Below are 16,082 nucleotides of genomic sequence, written 5' to 3'. Positions count from 1 at the left end.
AGGCTCGGCGGCCCGGCGAGCACCCGCCAGTCCGCCGGCAGCAGCGGCATCAGCAGCCCCTCCGCGCCCGCCGGGTGGTCGACGAGGCGCCCCAGGGCGCCGGTGAGGTGCGGGTGCGCGCCGGCCGCGAGGCAGGCCGCCATCTCGCGCTCGGGCAGGCCGTCGCTGGTCATGGCACCCTTGAACAGCTTCAGGGCGACCGCCTCGGCCGGGGCCCCGCCCCGGCGCCAGAGCGCCCGATGCACGCGGCCCGAGGCGCCCTCGCCGAGGAGGTCGCCCGGTTCGAGATCGCGCCAGGGCACGCCCGGCACGTCGCGGCGCCCGGGCGCGTCATCGACGGGATTGCCCGCGAAGGAGGTCCAGGCCAGGGCCGGCAGGGTGGTCAGCCAGGGCGGCAGCGCCTCCAGGCGGTTGGCGGCCAGCCGCACCAGCTCCAGGTTCGGCGCCCCCGCCAGGCTCTCGGGCAGCTGGGTCAGGGCGTTGCCCGAGAGCATGAGCTTCTGCAGGTGCGGGCGCTGCCCGAGGGCGTCCGGCAGGGCGGCGATCCGGTTGTCCGTGAGGGTGAGCCAGCGCAGGGCCGGGGGCAGGGCCTCGCCCGGCACCTCCTCGAGCCCGGTGCCGCGAAAGCCGACCTGGCTCAGGGACGGGCAATCCCCCAGGACCGGCGGCAGGCGGGTGAAGCGGCTGCCCGAGCAGAACAGCACGCGCAGGTGCCGCAGGCGGCCGAGATCCGCCGGCAGCGCGTCGAGGTGGCTGCCGCTGAGGTCGAGGAGCTCGAGGGTGTCGGCGAGGCCGAAGACCTCGGGCGGGAATTCGGCGAGGCCGGGGGGAAAGCGCAGGGCCCGGGCCCCGGCGCAGTCGCCCCGGCGCAGGGAGGCCAGCAGGGCGGCCAGCGGGTCGGCCAACGGGTCCTGGGTCATGTCGGGGGCGCGGGGAGCCGGATCATGCCGCCGGTCCTAGCGCGGGTGGGGGACCGGGCGCACGGCTTTTCGCGCGCAGGGCCGCGGCCCGGGCGGCGCCGGCGCGGGGATGGGCGGCGTCGAAGGCCTCCATCAGGCGGGCGGCGTCGACCTTGGTGTAGAGCTGCGTCGTGGCGAGGGAGGCGTGGCCGAGCAGCTCCTGGATCGCCCGCAATTCGCCCTGGCGCGCCAGGAGGTGGGTGGCGAAGGAGTGGCGCAGGGCGTGCGGCGTCGCGCTCGGGGGCAGGCCCAGCCCGCCCCGCATCGCCGCCACGGCGTACTGGATGATCCGCGGCGAGAGCGGGCCGCCCTTGGCGCCGACGAAGAGCGGGCCGTCCGGCGCCAGGGCGTAGGGACAGGCCGCCACGTAGTCGGCCACCGCCGCCGCGACCACCGGCAGCACCGGCACCATCCGGGTCTTGCCGCCCTTGCCGAGCACGGTGACGGAATCGGTGCCCGGCACGGGCGCGTCCTTCGCCCGGATCCCGAGTGCCTCCGAGATGCGCAGGCCCGAGCCGTAGAGCAGGGCCAGCACGGCGGCGTCGCGCGCCAGCACCCAGGGTTCGCGGGTCTCGCCGGCCCGCAGCTCCGGCCCGGTCATCGCCCGGGCGGCGTCGATGGGGATCGGGCGCGGCAGGCGCCGCTCCACCTTGGGCGAGCGCACGGCGCCCAAGGCTGCCACGGTGCCGTGGCCCTGGCGCTCGAGGTGGCGGGCGAAGGAGCGCAGGCCCGCCAGCGCCCGCATCAGCGAGCGCCCGCCGACCCCGTCCGCCCGGCGCGCGGCCATGAAGGCGCGCACGTCGCGCGGTTTCAGGGCGACGAGCTGGGCGATGCCGGGCGGGCCGTGCCGCCCGGCGCGATGGGCCAGGAACTGGCGCAGGTCCCGGGCATAGGCCTCGACGGTGTTGGGCGAGAGGCGCCGCTCCCGCGCGAGTTCGTCCTGCCACGCCCGGGCTTCGGCGCGCAGGGCCGCGTCCCCGGGAAACGCCAGGGCGTCGGCGGGGAGCGGGGCGGGACTGGGTGCGGAGGATGCCATCCGGCCACTGAAGCCCGAGAGGCGTTGACGCTCCGTTGCCGAGGGGGCGCGGGGTGGCGGGATCTGACTGCCGGGGAGGTCGGCTTCCGACCCTTTGCAGAAGCCGACAACGTCCGCTTCCAGGTTGCTAATTAGACAGAAGCCTACGGCCGGCACGGGTGGAGTTCTGCCAAACTGGTTTCGAATGACAATTCTCGGTCCCAGTCATTCGATAGAGTGGATGTGAGTAAAGTATCCATCCATAGTGCTGTGGTTCGCATGCTGCGAATTGACAGCAACAGGAGCAGCATATGAGAATAGTTGCTACAGCCGTGGCGTGCTTCGTAAGCGCTTCCGGAGCCTTCGCATTGGATACACAGGACATCCACGGGACGTGGCGCCTTTCGAGTGCTACCCGGAAGATCGTGGATACCAATGAGGTAATCGACGCCTATGGTGGTCCTCGGCCAACCGGCTGGATCAACTATGGGAAAGACGGGCGCATGATGGTGATTTGCGCTTTCGAGGGTCGCGAAAAACCTGCGGCAAACGATAAGATGACGGATGAGGATCGGGTCCGCCTCCACAAGACGTTCTTTGCTTACGCAGGCACCTTTAAATTCGACGGCAAGAAAGTCACACATGCCATTGATACGTCGTGGAATGAGGTTTGGACAGGTACGTCACAGGTCAGAGAAGTGGAGTACAGCGATAATAAACTCATACTGGTCACTCCGCCCTTTAAGTTCAATGTCGACGGCAAGATGAGCGTAATCACGCTTGTTTGGGAACGGTATCCTTGAAACTTGAGGTTTTCAGATTCATTATTGTCCTATAACGCCAAGCGAAATCTGGTTTTTCGAAGCATTGCGAGCGAACCGTACGAAAGCACTTGTTACGTCCGTTTTAGCAACAGAGTGGATCAGCGCTCAGGGTGAGGTTTAAGTGTGGAGAGGAATGTCCGCTTCGGCGAGAAAGGCCAAGGGCGGCTTCCCACCCATCACCGACGCAGAGGGGCGGGCCTAACACCCGCCCTCGATCCGAAACGGGCCGCCGCGACGTCTCATTGCCATACAGAAGCGCCCGTCACTCGCCCCACATCCAACCCCTCACCCCTGGCCCATCCGGTCCCCCAAAAAATCCCAGATCCGCGCCTCGGCCCGGCGGGATTCCGGCAGGCCCAGCAGCGGGTAGACGTGCATCAGGCCGGGCTCCTCGTGATAGGCGAGGGGGGCCTCCTCCGCCCGGGCGAGGGCGGCGAGGCGGCGGGCATCGGCCACCAGGATGTCGTGGGTGCCGCAGAAGAGTTCGATCGGCGGCAGGCCCCGCAGGGTGCCGAAGAGGGGGCTGACCCGCTCGTCCGTGAGGTCCCAGTCGCCTGCGTACCAGCGCCCGAGGGTCCGCACGCCCGGGCGCATCAGCATCACGTCCCGGGGTTCGATCCGGGCCTGGGACGGGTCGGCGGTGGTGACGTCGAGCCAGGGCGAGATCAGGACGAGGCCGGCGGGACCGGGCAGGTTGCCTGCGCCGCCGGTCTCCCGCACCTGCATCGCCAGGGACAGAGCGAGGCCGCCTCCGGCCGAATCGCCCATCAGGGCGATCGGCGCGCCCGGATCGGCCTCGGCGCAGGCCCGGTAGACCGCCATCGCGAAGGCGCTCGCCTGCGCGCAGGCATGCTCCGGCGTCAGCGGGTAGAGCGGCACCGTGACGGTGAGGCCCGTGGCCGAGACCAGCCGCGCGAGGAAGCGCCAGTGGAGGCGGGTGATCGGGCTCGTATAGGCGCCCCCGTGCAGGTAGATCACCCGCCCCGTGCGGGCTCCCTGGCCGGGTGCCCCGGCCCCCGTGCGCGGCGCCCGTGCCCCTGCGCGCGGCGCCCGTGCCCCCGTGCGCGGCGCCAGGGTGTAGACCTCGAAGCCGTCGCGGGTCTCCCAGGTCACCGCCAGGGTCCGGCGCAGGGCGGGCGTCGGCCGGGCCGGCCGCGGGCGCCGGGCCACCGCCGCCTCGGGGTCGCGCTCCGCCTGGGCGAAGCTGCGCCGCCGCCCGGTGAGGCGGATCGCCAGGGCGAGGAGGCGCGCGGGCAGGCTGGTCACAGCCGCCCCGCGATGGTGTCGCCGACCCGCAGGGCGTTGGCGATGATGGTCAGGGTCGGGTTCACGGCCCCGATCGAGGGGAAGAAGCTCGCATCGGTGACGTAGAGGTTGTCGATGCCGTGGGCCCGGCAATCGAGGTCGAGCACGGAGGTGGCCGGGTCCGTGCCGAAGCGCAGCGTCCCGGCCTGGTGCGCGGTGCCGCCGATGGGCGTGTCCTTGCCGAGATAGAGCGAGCGGTCGAACAGGTGCGGGTGCACGTCGAGCTTGCCGCAGAGGTCGCGCAGCTTCTGCTTCAGGCGGGTATGCCCCTCCATGTTGCTCTCGGTGAGGTCGAGGCGGACCCGGCCGCCCTCGTAGAAGATCCGGTTCTCCGGCCGGGGCAGGTCCTCCGAGGTCAGCCAGAAGTCGAGGGAATGCTTCGCGATCCAGTCGAAGGGCTTTTCGGGAAACCATTGCAGGAAGCCCGGCAGGCCCTCGCCGTGGATCTGGGTGCCGTCGGACTTGCCGACCATCTGGATGTGGCCCAGCGGAAAGTCCCAGTCGTCCGAACCGAAGTAGAAGTCGTTGAGCCCAAGGGTCTTCTGGAACTTCGTCGGGTTCGGGGTGCGCGAGACCGCCAGCACCGTGGCGTTGTTGTGGCGCATGTAGTTGCGCCCGACCTGGCCGGAGCCGTTGGCGAGGCCGTGCGGGTGCGCCTCGTTGGCCGAGCGCAGCATCAGCAGGGCCGAGGAGAGGGCGCCGCAGGCCACCACCACGATGTCGCCCGAGACCGTCCGGCTCTGCCCGTCGCGCACGAGCTCGACGCCGGTGATCGCCCGCCCGCTCGGGCTGGTGAGGAGGCGCTCGACATAGGCGCCGGTCCACAGGGTGAGGTTCGGGTGCCGGGCCAGGGCCGGGTCGACGCAGATGATCTGCGCATCGGCCTTGCCGTTGGTCAGGCAGGGATAGCCGTCGAAGGCGTCGCAGCGGATGCAGGCCGAGTGCGGCAGGGCCTTCCCGTCGCGCTCGTCGAGGAGCACGCCCACCGGCAGGTGGAAGGGCCGGTGCCCCTCGCGCTTCAAGCCGTCGAACAGCTCCTGGATGCGCGGCTCGTGGGAGACCGGCGGGTAGGCGTAGGGCTTGTCCGCCGGAGGCTCGGTCGGGTCCTCGCCGCGCAGGCCGTGGACGTGGAAGAGCTCCTCCGCCGCCTGGTAGTAGGGCGCGAAGGTGTCGTACTTCACCGGCCATTCCGGCGCCTCGCCGTCGGGGTGGCGCACCACGTCGAAGTCGCGGGCGCGCAGGCGCAGCAGCACCGAGCCGTAGACCTTGCTGTTGCCGCCCACGTAGTAGTGCAGGCCCGGGTGGAAGGTGCGCCCGTCGGCGCCGTACCAGGTCTCGGGCGCCTGGTAGCGCGCATCCACGAAGACCGCCTGACTGTCCCAGTTCTCGCGCTCCCGCGGCAGGTAGCCGCCGCGCTCCAGGAGCAGCACCCGCTTGCCGGTCTGGGCGAGGCGCCAGGCCATGGTGCCGCCGCCCGGCCCCGAGCCCACGATCACCACGTCGTAATGGTCCTGATTCATGGGGGTTTCCATGGGGCGTCCTTCGGAATCCTGCGCCGCGGGCGGGTCGGTTCGCGGATGCCGGCACCGGAGCCTCGCTTGCGCCACGATCGCGCGCCGCGGTGCAGCATCCGATGCTCCGAACGTTTGAACCCCCGCGCGGGTGCCGCGTTCAACCGCCGATGGCATCACGTTCTGCCGAGCCATCCCATCCCGGCGGGTCGCCCACCTCTCAGGTCAGGACCGGATCTTGGTCGCAATTAGCATCGGTATCGCCTTCGCGGTCCGGCTCCTCCTGGTCCTGCTGTTCCTGCCCTTCAGTGCGCTGGACAAGATCCTGAATTTTCGGGGCGCGGTCGGCCAGGCCCGCGAGCGCGTCGCCAGCACCGGGCTCGCCCGCGCCCTCATCCTCGCGGGGCTGTTCGTCGAGGTGGTGATGTCGGCCGGCATCCTCACCGGCATCGCCGACCGGGCCGCGGCCTTCGTGCTCGCCGGCTATTGCGGCGTCACCGCCCTCCTGTGGAAGCAGTTCTGGCGCCCGGGCGACTTCTGGGCCGGCGGCGACAGCGAGGGCCGGGGCCTGTTCTGGGACTTCCTCAAGAACATCGCCCTCGCCGGCGGGTTTCTGCTCATCACCTTCGGCACCGGGGCCGACACGGTGCGGCTCTTCCTGGCCGACCCGCTGGCCTCCTCGCAGCCCTACCGCACCACCCCCGTTTCCACCCCCGTCAGGACGAGCCCATGAGCGACGAGACCGCCCCCGAAAAACCCCGCGTGCCCTACTGGCACCTCTGGACCGACGCCGAGGGCGTCAGCCACCAGACCCGCTGCGCCCTGACCGATTTCGACATGAAGTCGATGCAGCCGCCGGCCGATCCGCAATGGCAGGGCACCAAGACCCATGACGGCGCCACCGTGATGGTCACGGTGCAGCCGGTGGGCTGGACCGGCGCCTGGCACGAGAACCCGAAGCCCCAATGGATCATCCCGCTCTCGGGGCGCTGGTTCGTCGAATCCATGGACGGCACCCGGGTCGAGATGGGGCCCGGCGAGATCTCCTTCGGGGAGGACCAGAACACGAAGGCGGTGGACGGGCGCCAGGGGCACCTCTCCGGCACGGTCGGGCCTGAACCCGCCGTGCTGATGGTGGTGCAGTTCGATGCGCCGCCCACCGTCGCCACCCCGTGCCGGTTCCGGTAGCCCCATGGCGTCCACGCGCGAAGATCCGGGGTTCGAGGTCGTCGATCCGCGCTTTGCCGGATACCTGCTGGGCAATGCCGAACTGGAGGAGATCGCCACCGGCTTCCGCTGGATCGAGGGGCCGGTCTGGTTCGGGGATGCCGACTGCCTGCTGTTCCAGGACCTGCCCCGCGACCGCACCCTGCGCTGGAGCGAGGCGGAGGGGCTCTCGGTCTACCGGGCGCCCTCGCACTTCGCCAACGGCCAGACCCGCGACCGCCAGGGCCGGCTGATCGCCTGCTCGCACCGGAACCGCTGCCTCACCCGCACCGAATACGACGGCGCCGTCACCACCCTCGCCACCCACCATGCCGGGCGCCGCCTCAACGCCCCCAACGACGTGGTGGTGGCCTCCGACGGCGGGATCTGGTTCACCGACCCGGTCTACGGCATCGCCACCGACTACGAGGGTGGGCGCCAGACCTCCGAGCAGCCGCCGGCCCTCTACCGCCTGGACCCGGATTCGGGCGCCGTGCGCGCCATGGCCACCGATTTCGACGGGCCGAACGGGCTCGCCTTTTCCCCCGACGAGCGGAGGCTCTACGTGGCCGAGACCGGCGACCAGAGCCGGCCGAACCCGCGCCAGTACATCCGTGTCTTCGACGTCGGCTCCGACTTCGCGCTCTCGGGGGGCGGGGTCTTCCACACCGTCGCCCCCGGCTACTGCGACGGGATGCGGGTCGACGAGGACGGCAACGTCTGGAGCAGCGCCGCCGACGGCGTCCACTGCATCGATCCCTCCGGCCACCTGATGGGCAAGATCTTCGTGCCCCACCGGGTCTCGAACCTGACCTTCGGCGGCCGGATGAAGAACCGCCTGTTCATCGGCGGCTCGCACACCCTCTACGCGATCTTCCTCAACCGGCGCGGTGTGCAGACCCCATGACGGGGGACGTGAAGCCGGATAGCGGGGCCGGACCGCTGCGCCTGGACCGGATTCGCCTCGTCAGCGCCGATCCTGAAACGCTGGCGCGGTATTTCACGGCGGCGCTCGGGTTTACCCGCGTGACCTCGACACGACCTCTGGTCGACCGGCGAACCACTTTTGGCGAAACCGTCGTGTCCCTCCGGCTCGGCGCGCAGGCCGTCGACCTCGTCGGGTTCGACCGTCCGGGGCGGCCCTATCCCGACGTCGTGCCGGGCTGGAGCCCCCTGTTCCAGCACATCGCCATCGTGGTCTCGGACATGGCGGCCGCGGTCTCACGCCTGTCGGCGACGCCGGGCTGGCGCCCGATCTCCACGGCCGGGCCGGAGCGCCTGCCGGCGGCCTCGGGCGGCGTCACCGCCTTCAAGTTCCGCGACCCCGAGGGTCATCCCCTTGAATTCCTTGCGTTTCCCCCCGGGCAGGTACCGGAGGCCTGGCGCGGCGGCGGCCCCGATCCCTGCCTCGGCCTCGACCATTCGGCGATCTCGGTGACGGATACCGCCGCCAGCCTCGCCTTCTACGCGGGCCTCGGCTTCAGGGCGGCGTCGCGCTCCACCAATGTCGGTCCCGCGCAGGCCCGCCTCGACGGCGTGCCGGACCCGCACGTCACCGTGACGGGCCTGAGGCCGCCGGGGGCACCGACACCGCACGTCGAACTCCTTGACTATGCAGGCGAATTTTCCCGCGGCGGTCACGTCTGCGACGACCGCGACATCGCCGCCACCGTCCTGGTCTTCGCCGGCGCCGATGGCGCGCCCCGCCACCTCCGAGACCCGGACGGCCATCGGCTTCGGCTGACCTGAGATCCTCGTCCGGAGCGGCCCGCCCGTGGGGCGCAGCGCCGAATGCGCCCGGAACCGGAAATTCACGGCCTGCGGACCCCGTCGCGCACGCCCTCGCCGGACCGCGTGTCCGCCTGCGTCGCGATCCAGGCCAGCGCTGCAGCCAGATCGCGGAAAGGCGCCGGCCTCGGAGAACCGAGGTTGCCGAAACCCACCTCCAGGAACCAGTGTCCGGCCTCCGCGCCATGGTCGGCCGAGAGTTGGATCAGGATCGCGACGAGGAGCCCCTCGTCCATGACCAGCCGGCCTTCCTCGTCGCTGCTCCCTGTCCGGATCCGGACGGACTGGAGGCTCAGCGTCATGGGCCGGGTGGCCGCTTCTGATGCAGGTAGGCTGGGTCGAATTCCGCGCGGTTCGTCAGTGCGTCCCAGTCGTGGATGACGAGGCGCTGCCCCTGAAGGGTCAGCAGTCCCTGGCCGCGCAGATCCTGTAGGACGCGGTTGACGTGGACGTTCGAGACGCCGATCGCATCGGCGATGTCACCCTGGGTGAGGGGCATCTCGCAGGCGAAGTCCCGCGCCAGTCCCATGCCGTGCAACTTCAGGTAGATCTCGCAGAACAGGTGCGTGATCCGGCCGAGCGTCGAGCGGCGTCCGATATTGGTCATCCACTCCCGGAAGATCGCCGCGTCCACGAGGGTATCCCGCCAGAGGGCGGCCGTGATGCCGGGATGGTTGCGGGTGAGGTCGAGCATCGCCTCGTGCGGGATGAAGGCCAGGGTGCAGGCCGTCAGGGTGCTGAGGCTATGATCCATCACCGGCAGGTGCAGGCTCTGCAGGTCGGGGATGTCCCCGGGGATGTGGACCGACAGGATCTGCCGCTTGCCCTCGTCGAGGAGCTTGTAGCGGAAGGCCCACCCTTCGAGCAGGAGGCAGCATTGCTTGGGATGGTCGCCGTCGCGCACGATGTCCTGATGGGCGCTCAATTGCCGGCGCGTGACCGGCAGGCGTTCGATCGCCCGACGCTCGAGGTCCGAGACGGTGATGATCGTCTCCAATTTTCGAACGAGCAGGCTGAGATCGGTGCCGGCGGCAAGGCTCATTGCGCAAGTGCCTTTCTCGGGCAGGTTTGGCGTGGGCAGGAGTGACGCATCGGAACTCCGTAGACCGGCCGGACCGCGCAATCCTCACCTACTAACATGAAGACAGGTGGGGAGGTGCCCGCGTTGGCCGGGTCTGCCCGCGGGTACCGACCTCGCCCTCTCGCCAGGGGGGGCGAATGGGCCTGCTTTAACAAGGCGAACGCCGGCGCATCAACAAATATCAGTGACAGGCCTGACTGTGCCGATCAGGCTGAAAGTATCACGCGGATGTGAATGGGCCCTTCGCTGGTGGAAGCGATCCCCGATCTTACCGAAGAACGTGGCGGGGGCGTGAGAGACCCGCGCCGCTTCGTTCAGGTTCAGATCGGCCACACCCCCTGGGGGCATGCGACCCGGCCCCTGCGAATCCGTCTGGCTCGCGGATTCTCATGTCGCATGACCGGGTGGGCGGGGATGAGATGCCCGTCACCCACACATTCCTGGTCCAGACCCTGGGATCCCAGCGCCTCGGCACGACCCTCAGTGTGCAGGCGCTCGTCGCCAGCAGCAACGGACCGCCCGAGGGTGAATATCACCGGCTCATTCCGCAGGGACCGGACCCGGAGCGCGGCGCCGGAATCTGAGCCGGTGTGTCCCGTCGGATGCGCGCGGCCTGACGCGGGTCTGAAAGGCGGGGCTGGGCGGTTGCAGCTGTTGAGACTCGAGCCGCCCAGCCCCTATCGGAGCGCGGACCTTGGGAAGGAGGCACTTCGATCGGGGGGGGAAATCTGCATTCTGATGGAACGCGATCACCCACGATTACGTCGCACCACGTGATGCCCGCGGGGTGCCTTTTAGAAAGTCGGAGCCGACGCAGGCGCGTGCGGCCACATCTTCAGTACGTCGGCATCACGGCTACCGGATTCAAGCGCATCGAAGTCCGGGCCTCATGGAGGACCCTCCTCTCGCCAAAACTCAGTCGTTATTTTAGACGAAATCCCATGCGAATGGTTGGGAGGCGGTCCGAGTTGAGGCAAGATCTCATGAATATTCAAAGATAAATTTGAATAACAGAAATGTATGAAGATAATCGGTCGCGGGGCGGATTTGGAAGATCCCATGGCAGGGGCCGACCTGCCTACGGTTCGCGACGAGAAATGCCTGTGGACTTGGTCGACCACGGCACCGTACAACCATTCCAAAGACGGGGCCGCCGCCGCGGACATCCGGCGGAGCACGACTCACGACTGGGCAACACGGCAGGAAACGCATGATCCGTTTGAATTTGAACGGCGCCATCCGCGAGGTCGAGGCCGAACCCGACACGCCGCTCCTCTGGGTCATCCGCGAGCAGGCCGGCCTCACTGGCACCAAGTACGGCTGCGGCATCGCACAGTGCGGCGCCTGCACGGTGCATATCGACGGCACGGCGGTGCGCTCCTGTTCGATGCCGGTCTCCAGCGTCACCCCTGACCAGAAGATCGTGACGATCGAGGGCCTGTCGAAGGATCGCTCGCACCCGGTGCAGAAGGCCTGGGCCGAACTCGACGTGCCGCAATGCGGCTTCTGCCAGTCTGGAATGATCATGGCGTCGGCGGCGCTGCTGGCGCAGAACCCGCACCCGAGCGAGGCGCAGATCCGCTCCGAGATCACCAACATCTGCCGCTGCGGCACCTACAACCGCGTCCTGGCCGGCATCAAGCTCGCCGCCGATGGCGGCCAGGCCGGTTGAGGAGACAGCCATGAATGCCCTCGCGAACAAGCCTTCCCGACGCGCTTTCGTGGCCGGCGCCGTTGCCGCCGGCGGCCTCAGTCTCGGATTTCACGTGCCCTTCCCCGAGGCTGCCGCGCAGGAGGCTCCGCCGGCGCTCGCGCCCGAGGTCAATGCCTGGGTGGTGATCAAGCCGGACGAGACCGTGGTGATCCGCATCGCCCGATCCGAGATGGGCCAGGGCACCCTCACGGGCCTCGCCCAGCTCGTCGCCGAGGAGCTCGGCTGCGACTGGAGCAAGGTGGTCACCGAGTATCCCACGCCGGGCCAGAACGTCGCCCGCGGCCGGGTCTGGGGCGATTTCGGCACGGGCGGCAGCCGCGGCATCCGCGAGTCCCAGGACTATGTTCGCAAGGGGGGAGCCGCCGCCCGCATCATGCTGGTCGAGGCCGCCGCCCAGGGTTGGGGCGTCGCTCCTTCGGAGTGCCGGGTCGAGAAGGGCGTGATCAGCCATGGGGGCTCCGGCCGCACCACCACCTTCGGTGCGGTGGCGATGGCGGCAGCCAAGGTCACGCCGCCGAAGGACATCGTCCTCAAGGATCCGAAGGACTGGACCATCGCCGGCAAGCCGGTGAAGCGCCTCGATACCGTCGAGAAGACCGACGGCAGCCAGATCTACGGCATCGATCTCACCATGCCTGGCCTGCTGAACGCGGCAATCCGCGACTGCCCCGTCTTCGGCGGCACCGTGAAGAGCTTCGACGCCAAGGCTGTCGAGGGTATGCCCGGGGTCAGGAAGGTCGTCGCGGTGGGCGATACCGGCGTGGCGGTCATCGCCGACACCTTCTGGCGTGCCAAGACCGCCGTGGAGGCCCTGCCGATCGTCTGGGACGAAGGCCCGAACGGCCAGGTTTCGAGCGAGACCATCGCGGCGACCCTGCGCGACGGCCTGGACGCCGAGGACGCCTATGTGGGCAACAAGGGCGGCGACGTCGCGACCGCCCTGAAGGGCGCGGCCCGGGTCGTGGAGGCGACCTACGGCGTCCCCTTCCAGAACCACGCCACCATGGAGCCGATGAACGCCACGGTGCGCTGGACCCCGGAGCGCTGCGAGGCCTGGGCACCGACCCAGAACGGCGAGGCGGCGCTCGCCGCCGTGGCCGAGGCCGCCGGCCTCTCGGCGAAACAGTGCGACGTCTACAAGCTCCTGCTCGGCGGCGGCTTCGGCCGGCGCGGCGCCACCCACGACTGGCTGCGCCAAGCCGTCCTCATCGCGAAGGAGATGCCCGGGACCCCGATCAAGCTGATCTGGACCCGCGAGGAGGACATGACCCACGGGCGCTACCACCCGATCACCCAATGCCGGATGCGCGCCGGGCTGGACGACGCCGGCAACGTCACCGGGCTGCACATGCGCATCTCGGGGCAATCGATCCTGGTCTCGGTGGCGCCGAACCGGATGGTGGACGGCAAGGATCCGGTGGTGTTCCAGGGGCTCAATGCCGGCGGCGCGGAGGCCGCGATTGGCTACGCGATCCCGAACATTTTGGTCGACCACGCCATGCGCAACCCGCACGTCCCGCCGGGCTTCTGGCGCGGCGTGAACATGAACCCGAATGCGATCTACCTCGAATGCTTCATGGACGAGCTCGCCCATGCGGAGGGACAGGATCCCCTGGCCTTCCGGCTGAAGCTGATGGAGCAGCACCCCAAGCACCGGGCGGTGCTGCAGGCGGTGGCGGACAAGGCCGGCTGGGGCACGAAGCCCCCCGCAGGCGTCCACCGGGGTCTCGCCCAGATGATGGGCTTCGGCTCGTACGTGGCAGCGGTGGCCGAGGTCTCCGTCGGCGAGGATGGGACGGTCAAGGTTCACCGCATCGTCGCGGCCACCGATCCGGGCCATGCCCTCAACCCACAGCAGATCGACGCCCAGATCGCGGGTTCCTTCGTGTACGGCCTGTCCGCGGCGCTCTACCAGGAATGCACCGTCAAGGACGGCCGCATCGAGCAGACGAACTTCGACACCTACCCCGTGATGCGGCTTCAGGAGATGCCCGTGGTCGAGACGATCGTGATGCCGTCGGGCGGCTTCTGGGGTGGGGTCGGCGAGCCCACCATCGCGGTGGCGGCCCCCGCTGTGCTGAACGCGATCTATGCGGCCACCGGCAAGCGAGTGCGCCAGATGCCGGTGAAGAACACGGACCTGCGCCGGGCGTGATGCGCCCGGCTGTGCTCGCGGCCTGGCTGCTCGCCGGGTCCGTCGGGATGGTCCTGGCGAGGGAGCGCCCGCCGCCGGGGGCTTCCTCCTGCGCCGGGTGTCACGCCGAGGGGGCCGCGATGGGGGCGATCGACGGTCGCCCGGAGGCCGAAATCGCGGCGGCGCTCGCCCAGTACCGTTCGGGCGTGCGACCCGCGAGCGTGATGAGCCGCATCGCCAGGGGTTTCTCGGAGGAGGAGTCCCGAGCGATCGCCGCCTACCTGTCGCGGCAGCGTCCGGCCGCCCCCGAGACGAGCCAGGAGCGGCCATGAGCCGGACGCGCCGGGCGTTCCTCGCCACCGGGGCAGCCTTCGCTTTGGGGCGGCCGGCTCTGGCTCAGGCCGCGCCGAAGGTCGTGGTGATCGGCGGCGGCTTCGGCGGCGCCACCGCCGCACGCGCGCTCCACGGCGGCGGCCTCGACGTGACCCTGGTCGAGGTGAATTCGACCTACGTCTCCTGCCCGTTCAGCAACGAAGTCATCGCCGGGCTCCAACCGATGGCGGCGCAGCGGTTCGGCTACGAGGGCCTTGCCCGTGCCGGCATCCGCATCGTGCACGCCGCTGCCACCGGCATCGACGCGGATGCACGCCGGGTGACGCTCGCAGACGGCACCGCACGCACTTATGACCGACTCGTGCTCTCGCCGGGGATCGACCTGCGCTTCGACGCCATTCCCGGCTACGACGCGGCGGCGGCCGAGCGCATGCCCCATGCCTGGAAGGCGGGCGAGCAGACGCTGCTCCTCGCCCGGCAGCTCGCCGCGATGCCCGAGGGCGGCACCGTGGTGCTGGCGGTGCCGGGCAATCCCTATCGCTGCCCGCCCGGCCCCTACGAGCGCGCGAGCCTGATCGCCCATGTGCTCAAGACCACCAAGCCCCGCGCGAAGCTGATCCTCCTCGACGCCAAGGACACCTTCTCGAAGCAGCGCCTGTTCCAGTCGGGCTGGAAGGCCCTCTACCCGACGCAACTGGAATACGTCCCCCTGGCGGAGGGCGGACAGGTCACTGCCGTCGACCCGGACGCCATGATCGTCCGCACCGACTTCTCGGACTACAAGGCCGACGTGGCCTGCATCATCCCGCCCCAGCGGGCAGGGCGGATCGCCGCCGTCGCTGGCGTCGCCGACCGCAGCGGCTGGTGCCCGATCGATCCCGTCACCTTCGAATCCCGGCTGGTGCCCGGCATCCACGTCATCGGCGACGCGGCCATCGCCGGGGCGATGCCGAAATCCGCTTTCTCGGCCAACGCCCAGGCCAAGGTCTGCGCCGACGCGGTGATCGACCTCCTGGCTGGCCGCGCACCCGAGACGCCGAAGCTGATCAACACCTGCTACAGCTTGGTGGCGCCCGGCTACGGCATCTCGATCGCGGGCGTCTACCACCCGGCGGGCGGCGTCCTCGCCGACGTGGAGGGGGCCGGCGGCATCAGCCCGGTCGACGCGTCGATGGCCCTGCGCGAGCAGGAGGCCCTCCACGCCGCCGACTGGTACCGCACCATCACCCGGCAGGTCTTCGGGTGAGGCGCGTGCCCGGATGGGTCTGGATCGGCTGCACGATCCTGGCCGCGCGGGCCGAGGCCGCGGCGGGAGCCGAACCGGGCGCGGAGCCCCTGCGGCCCGTCACCGTCGTCGACCGTGCCATACCCGCCAGCCTGACCGGCGTGCCGGGGGATCCCGCGCGGGGCCGGGCCCTCGTGACCGACCGCACCAAGGGGCTCTGCCTGCTCTGCCACGCCGGGCCGTTCCCCGAGGAGCCGTTTCCCGGCAATCTCGGCCCCGACCTCGTGGGCGTCGGCGACCGGCTCGCGCCCGGAGCCCTGCGCCTGCGCCTCGTGGACGGCCGGGTCTTGAACCCGGACACCATCATGCCCTCCTATTACAGCCTCGCGGGCACCATGCGGGTCGGCGCAGCCTGGCGCGGCCGGCCGGTGCTGGCACCCCAGGAGATCGAGGACATCGTCGCCTTCCTTGCGACGCTACGCGAAACCCCTTCGGAGAGGCCGGCGCCGTGAGCCCACACATGTCCCACCACCCGAGCCGACGCGGCCTCCTCGCCCTTGGACCCGGCCTCGCCGCGACCGTCGCCCTGCACCCGGTGGCGGCCGGGGCCGCGATCCGCACCGAGAGCACGGCCGAGGCCATCCGGCGCTTCGCGGGCGAGGCCGAGATCCTCCCGGGGCGCGTCCGCCTCGACCTGCCGCCGCTGGTCGAGAACGGCAACGCGGTGACGATCACCGTGGCGGTGGACAGCCCCATGACGCCGGAGGACCATGTCCGCCGCATCGCGGTGTTCAACGACAGGAATCCGCAGCCGAACGTCATCACCGTATACCTAGGGTCGCGTGGAGGTCGCGCTGCGATCACGACCCGAATCCGCCTCGCCGACACGCAACGCATCACCGCCATCGCGGAGACCAGCGACGGGCGCTACTGGTCGACCACGGCCGACGCCATCGTCACCCTCGCCGCCTGCCTGGAGGGCTGAGC

18 protein-coding genes are annotated in these 16,082 nt (G+C 70.0%); 12 read left to right on the top strand and 6 right to left on the bottom strand.

Going from position 1 to position 16,082, the window contains the following annotated elements:
- Positions 1–920: leucine-rich repeat domain-containing protein (locus ASF20_RS16820; protein WP_244476462.1), on the bottom strand; the 920-nt coding region annotated here is incomplete at its 3' end.
- A gap of 22 nt (positions 921–942) precedes the next feature.
- On the bottom strand, positions 943–1,995 hold the full coding sequence (locus tag ASF20_RS16815) for a tyrosine recombinase XerC (protein ID WP_056276000.1): 1,053 nt from the start codon (positions 1,993–1,995) through the stop codon (positions 943–945).
- Positions 1,996–2,285: 290 nt separating this feature from the next.
- Between ASF20_RS16815 and ASF20_RS23560 the strand changes: the two genes are divergently transcribed.
- Entirely contained in the window at positions 2,286–2,777 is a 492-nt protein-coding gene (locus ASF20_RS23560; protein ID WP_082501406.1) for a lipocalin-like domain-containing protein, read from the top strand.
- A gap of 306 nt (positions 2,778–3,083) precedes the next feature.
- Here ASF20_RS23560 and ASF20_RS16810 read toward each other — a convergent pair whose 3' ends face one another.
- Both ASF20_RS16810 and ASF20_RS16805 read right to left on the bottom strand, forming a co-directional pair.
- Positions 3,084–4,064: an alpha/beta hydrolase gene (locus ASF20_RS16810; protein WP_056275996.1), complete on the bottom strand. Its 981-nt coding sequence runs from the start codon at positions 4,062–4,064 to the stop codon at positions 3,084–3,086.
- Entirely contained in the window at positions 4,061–5,635 is a 1,575-nt protein-coding gene (locus ASF20_RS16805; protein WP_244476460.1) for a GMC family oxidoreductase, read from the bottom strand. The genes ASF20_RS16810 and ASF20_RS16805 overlap by 4 nt, the downstream gene beginning before the upstream one ends.
- A 217-nt stretch (positions 5,636–5,852) precedes the next feature.
- Between ASF20_RS16805 and ASF20_RS16800 the strand changes: the two genes are divergently transcribed.
- Genes ASF20_RS16800 through ASF20_RS16785 form a run of 4 tightly spaced genes read left to right on the top strand, consistent with a single transcriptional unit; the run spans position 5,853 to position 8,569 of the window.
- On the top strand, positions 5,853–6,347 hold the full coding sequence (locus ASF20_RS16800) for a DoxX family membrane protein (RefSeq protein ID WP_056275989.1): 495 nt from the start codon (positions 5,853–5,855) through the stop codon (positions 6,345–6,347).
- Positions 6,344–6,802: a hypothetical protein gene (locus ASF20_RS16795; protein WP_056216166.1), complete on the top strand. Its 459-nt coding sequence runs from the start codon at positions 6,344–6,346 to the stop codon at positions 6,800–6,802. The genes ASF20_RS16800 and ASF20_RS16795 overlap by 4 nt, the downstream gene beginning before the upstream one ends.
- A 4-nt stretch (positions 6,803–6,806) precedes the next feature.
- The gene (locus ASF20_RS16790; protein WP_056275987.1) at positions 6,807–7,727 is read left to right on the top strand and encodes an SMP-30/gluconolactonase/LRE family protein; all 921 of its coding nucleotides are present in this window, start codon (positions 6,807–6,809) and stop codon (positions 7,725–7,727) included.
- Complete coding sequence (locus tag ASF20_RS16785) at positions 7,724–8,569, top strand: VOC family protein (RefSeq protein ID WP_056275982.1); 846 nt, start codon at positions 7,724–7,726, stop codon at positions 8,567–8,569. The genes ASF20_RS16790 and ASF20_RS16785 overlap by 4 nt, the downstream gene beginning before the upstream one ends.
- 62 nt (positions 8,570–8,631) lie before the next feature.
- Here ASF20_RS16785 and ASF20_RS16780 read toward each other — a convergent pair whose 3' ends face one another.
- Positions 8,632–8,844, bottom strand: coding sequence for a hypothetical protein (locus tag ASF20_RS16780; RefSeq protein ID WP_244480175.1), 213 nt, complete (start codon positions 8,842–8,844; stop codon positions 8,632–8,634).
- A 62-nt stretch (positions 8,845–8,906) separates the two neighbouring features.
- Complete coding sequence (locus tag ASF20_RS16775; protein ID WP_056216157.1) at positions 8,907–9,650, bottom strand: Crp/Fnr family transcriptional regulator; 744 nt, start codon at positions 9,648–9,650, stop codon at positions 8,907–8,909.
- 458 nt (positions 9,651–10,108) lie between these two features.
- Between ASF20_RS16775 and ASF20_RS16770 the strand changes: the two genes are divergently transcribed.
- From ASF20_RS16770 to ASF20_RS16740, 7 genes are all read left to right on the top strand, one after another.
- The gene (locus tag ASF20_RS16770) at positions 10,109–10,273 is read left to right on the top strand and encodes a hypothetical protein (RefSeq protein WP_156648113.1); all 165 of its coding nucleotides are present in this window, start codon (positions 10,109–10,111) and stop codon (positions 10,271–10,273) included.
- Positions 10,274–10,899: 626 nt separating this feature from the next.
- Positions 10,900–11,361, top strand: coding sequence for a (2Fe-2S)-binding protein (locus ASF20_RS16765; RefSeq protein WP_056216155.1), 462 nt, complete (start codon positions 10,900–10,902; stop codon positions 11,359–11,361).
- Positions 11,362–11,371: 10 nt separating this feature from the next.
- Positions 11,372–13,558 (top strand): molybdopterin cofactor-binding domain-containing protein, encoded by a 2,187-nt coding sequence (locus ASF20_RS16760; protein ID WP_056275972.1) that lies wholly within the window; start codon positions 11,372–11,374, stop codon positions 13,556–13,558.
- The gene (locus ASF20_RS16755) at positions 13,558–13,869 is read left to right on the top strand and encodes a c-type cytochrome (protein ID WP_056275969.1); all 312 of its coding nucleotides are present in this window, start codon (positions 13,558–13,560) and stop codon (positions 13,867–13,869) included. Before ASF20_RS16760 ends, ASF20_RS16755 begins: the two co-directional genes overlap by 1 nt.
- The gene (locus ASF20_RS16750; protein ID WP_056275966.1) at positions 13,866–15,116 is read left to right on the top strand and encodes an NAD(P)/FAD-dependent oxidoreductase; all 1,251 of its coding nucleotides are present in this window, start codon (positions 13,866–13,868) and stop codon (positions 15,114–15,116) included. Before ASF20_RS16755 ends, ASF20_RS16750 begins: the two co-directional genes overlap by 4 nt.
- 89 nt (positions 15,117–15,205) lie before the next feature.
- Positions 15,206–15,607 (top strand): sulfur oxidation c-type cytochrome SoxX, encoded by a 402-nt coding sequence (gene soxX, locus ASF20_RS16745; protein WP_244476480.1) that lies wholly within the window; start codon positions 15,206–15,208, stop codon positions 15,605–15,607.
- Positions 15,608–15,615: 8 nt separating this feature from the next.
- Positions 15,616–16,080, top strand: coding sequence for a SoxY-related AACIE arm protein (locus tag ASF20_RS16740; protein ID WP_056275964.1), 465 nt, complete (start codon positions 15,616–15,618; stop codon positions 16,078–16,080).
- The last annotated feature ends 2 nt before the right edge of the window (positions 16,081–16,082 follow it).

Source organism: Methylobacterium sp. Leaf88 (assembly GCF_001422795.1).
GTDB lineage: Bacteria > Pseudomonadota > Alphaproteobacteria > Rhizobiales > Beijerinckiaceae > Methylobacterium.
The sequence above is the reverse complement of the archived record's forward strand: the minus strand, read 5'-3'. Positions and strand labels throughout refer to the sequence as shown.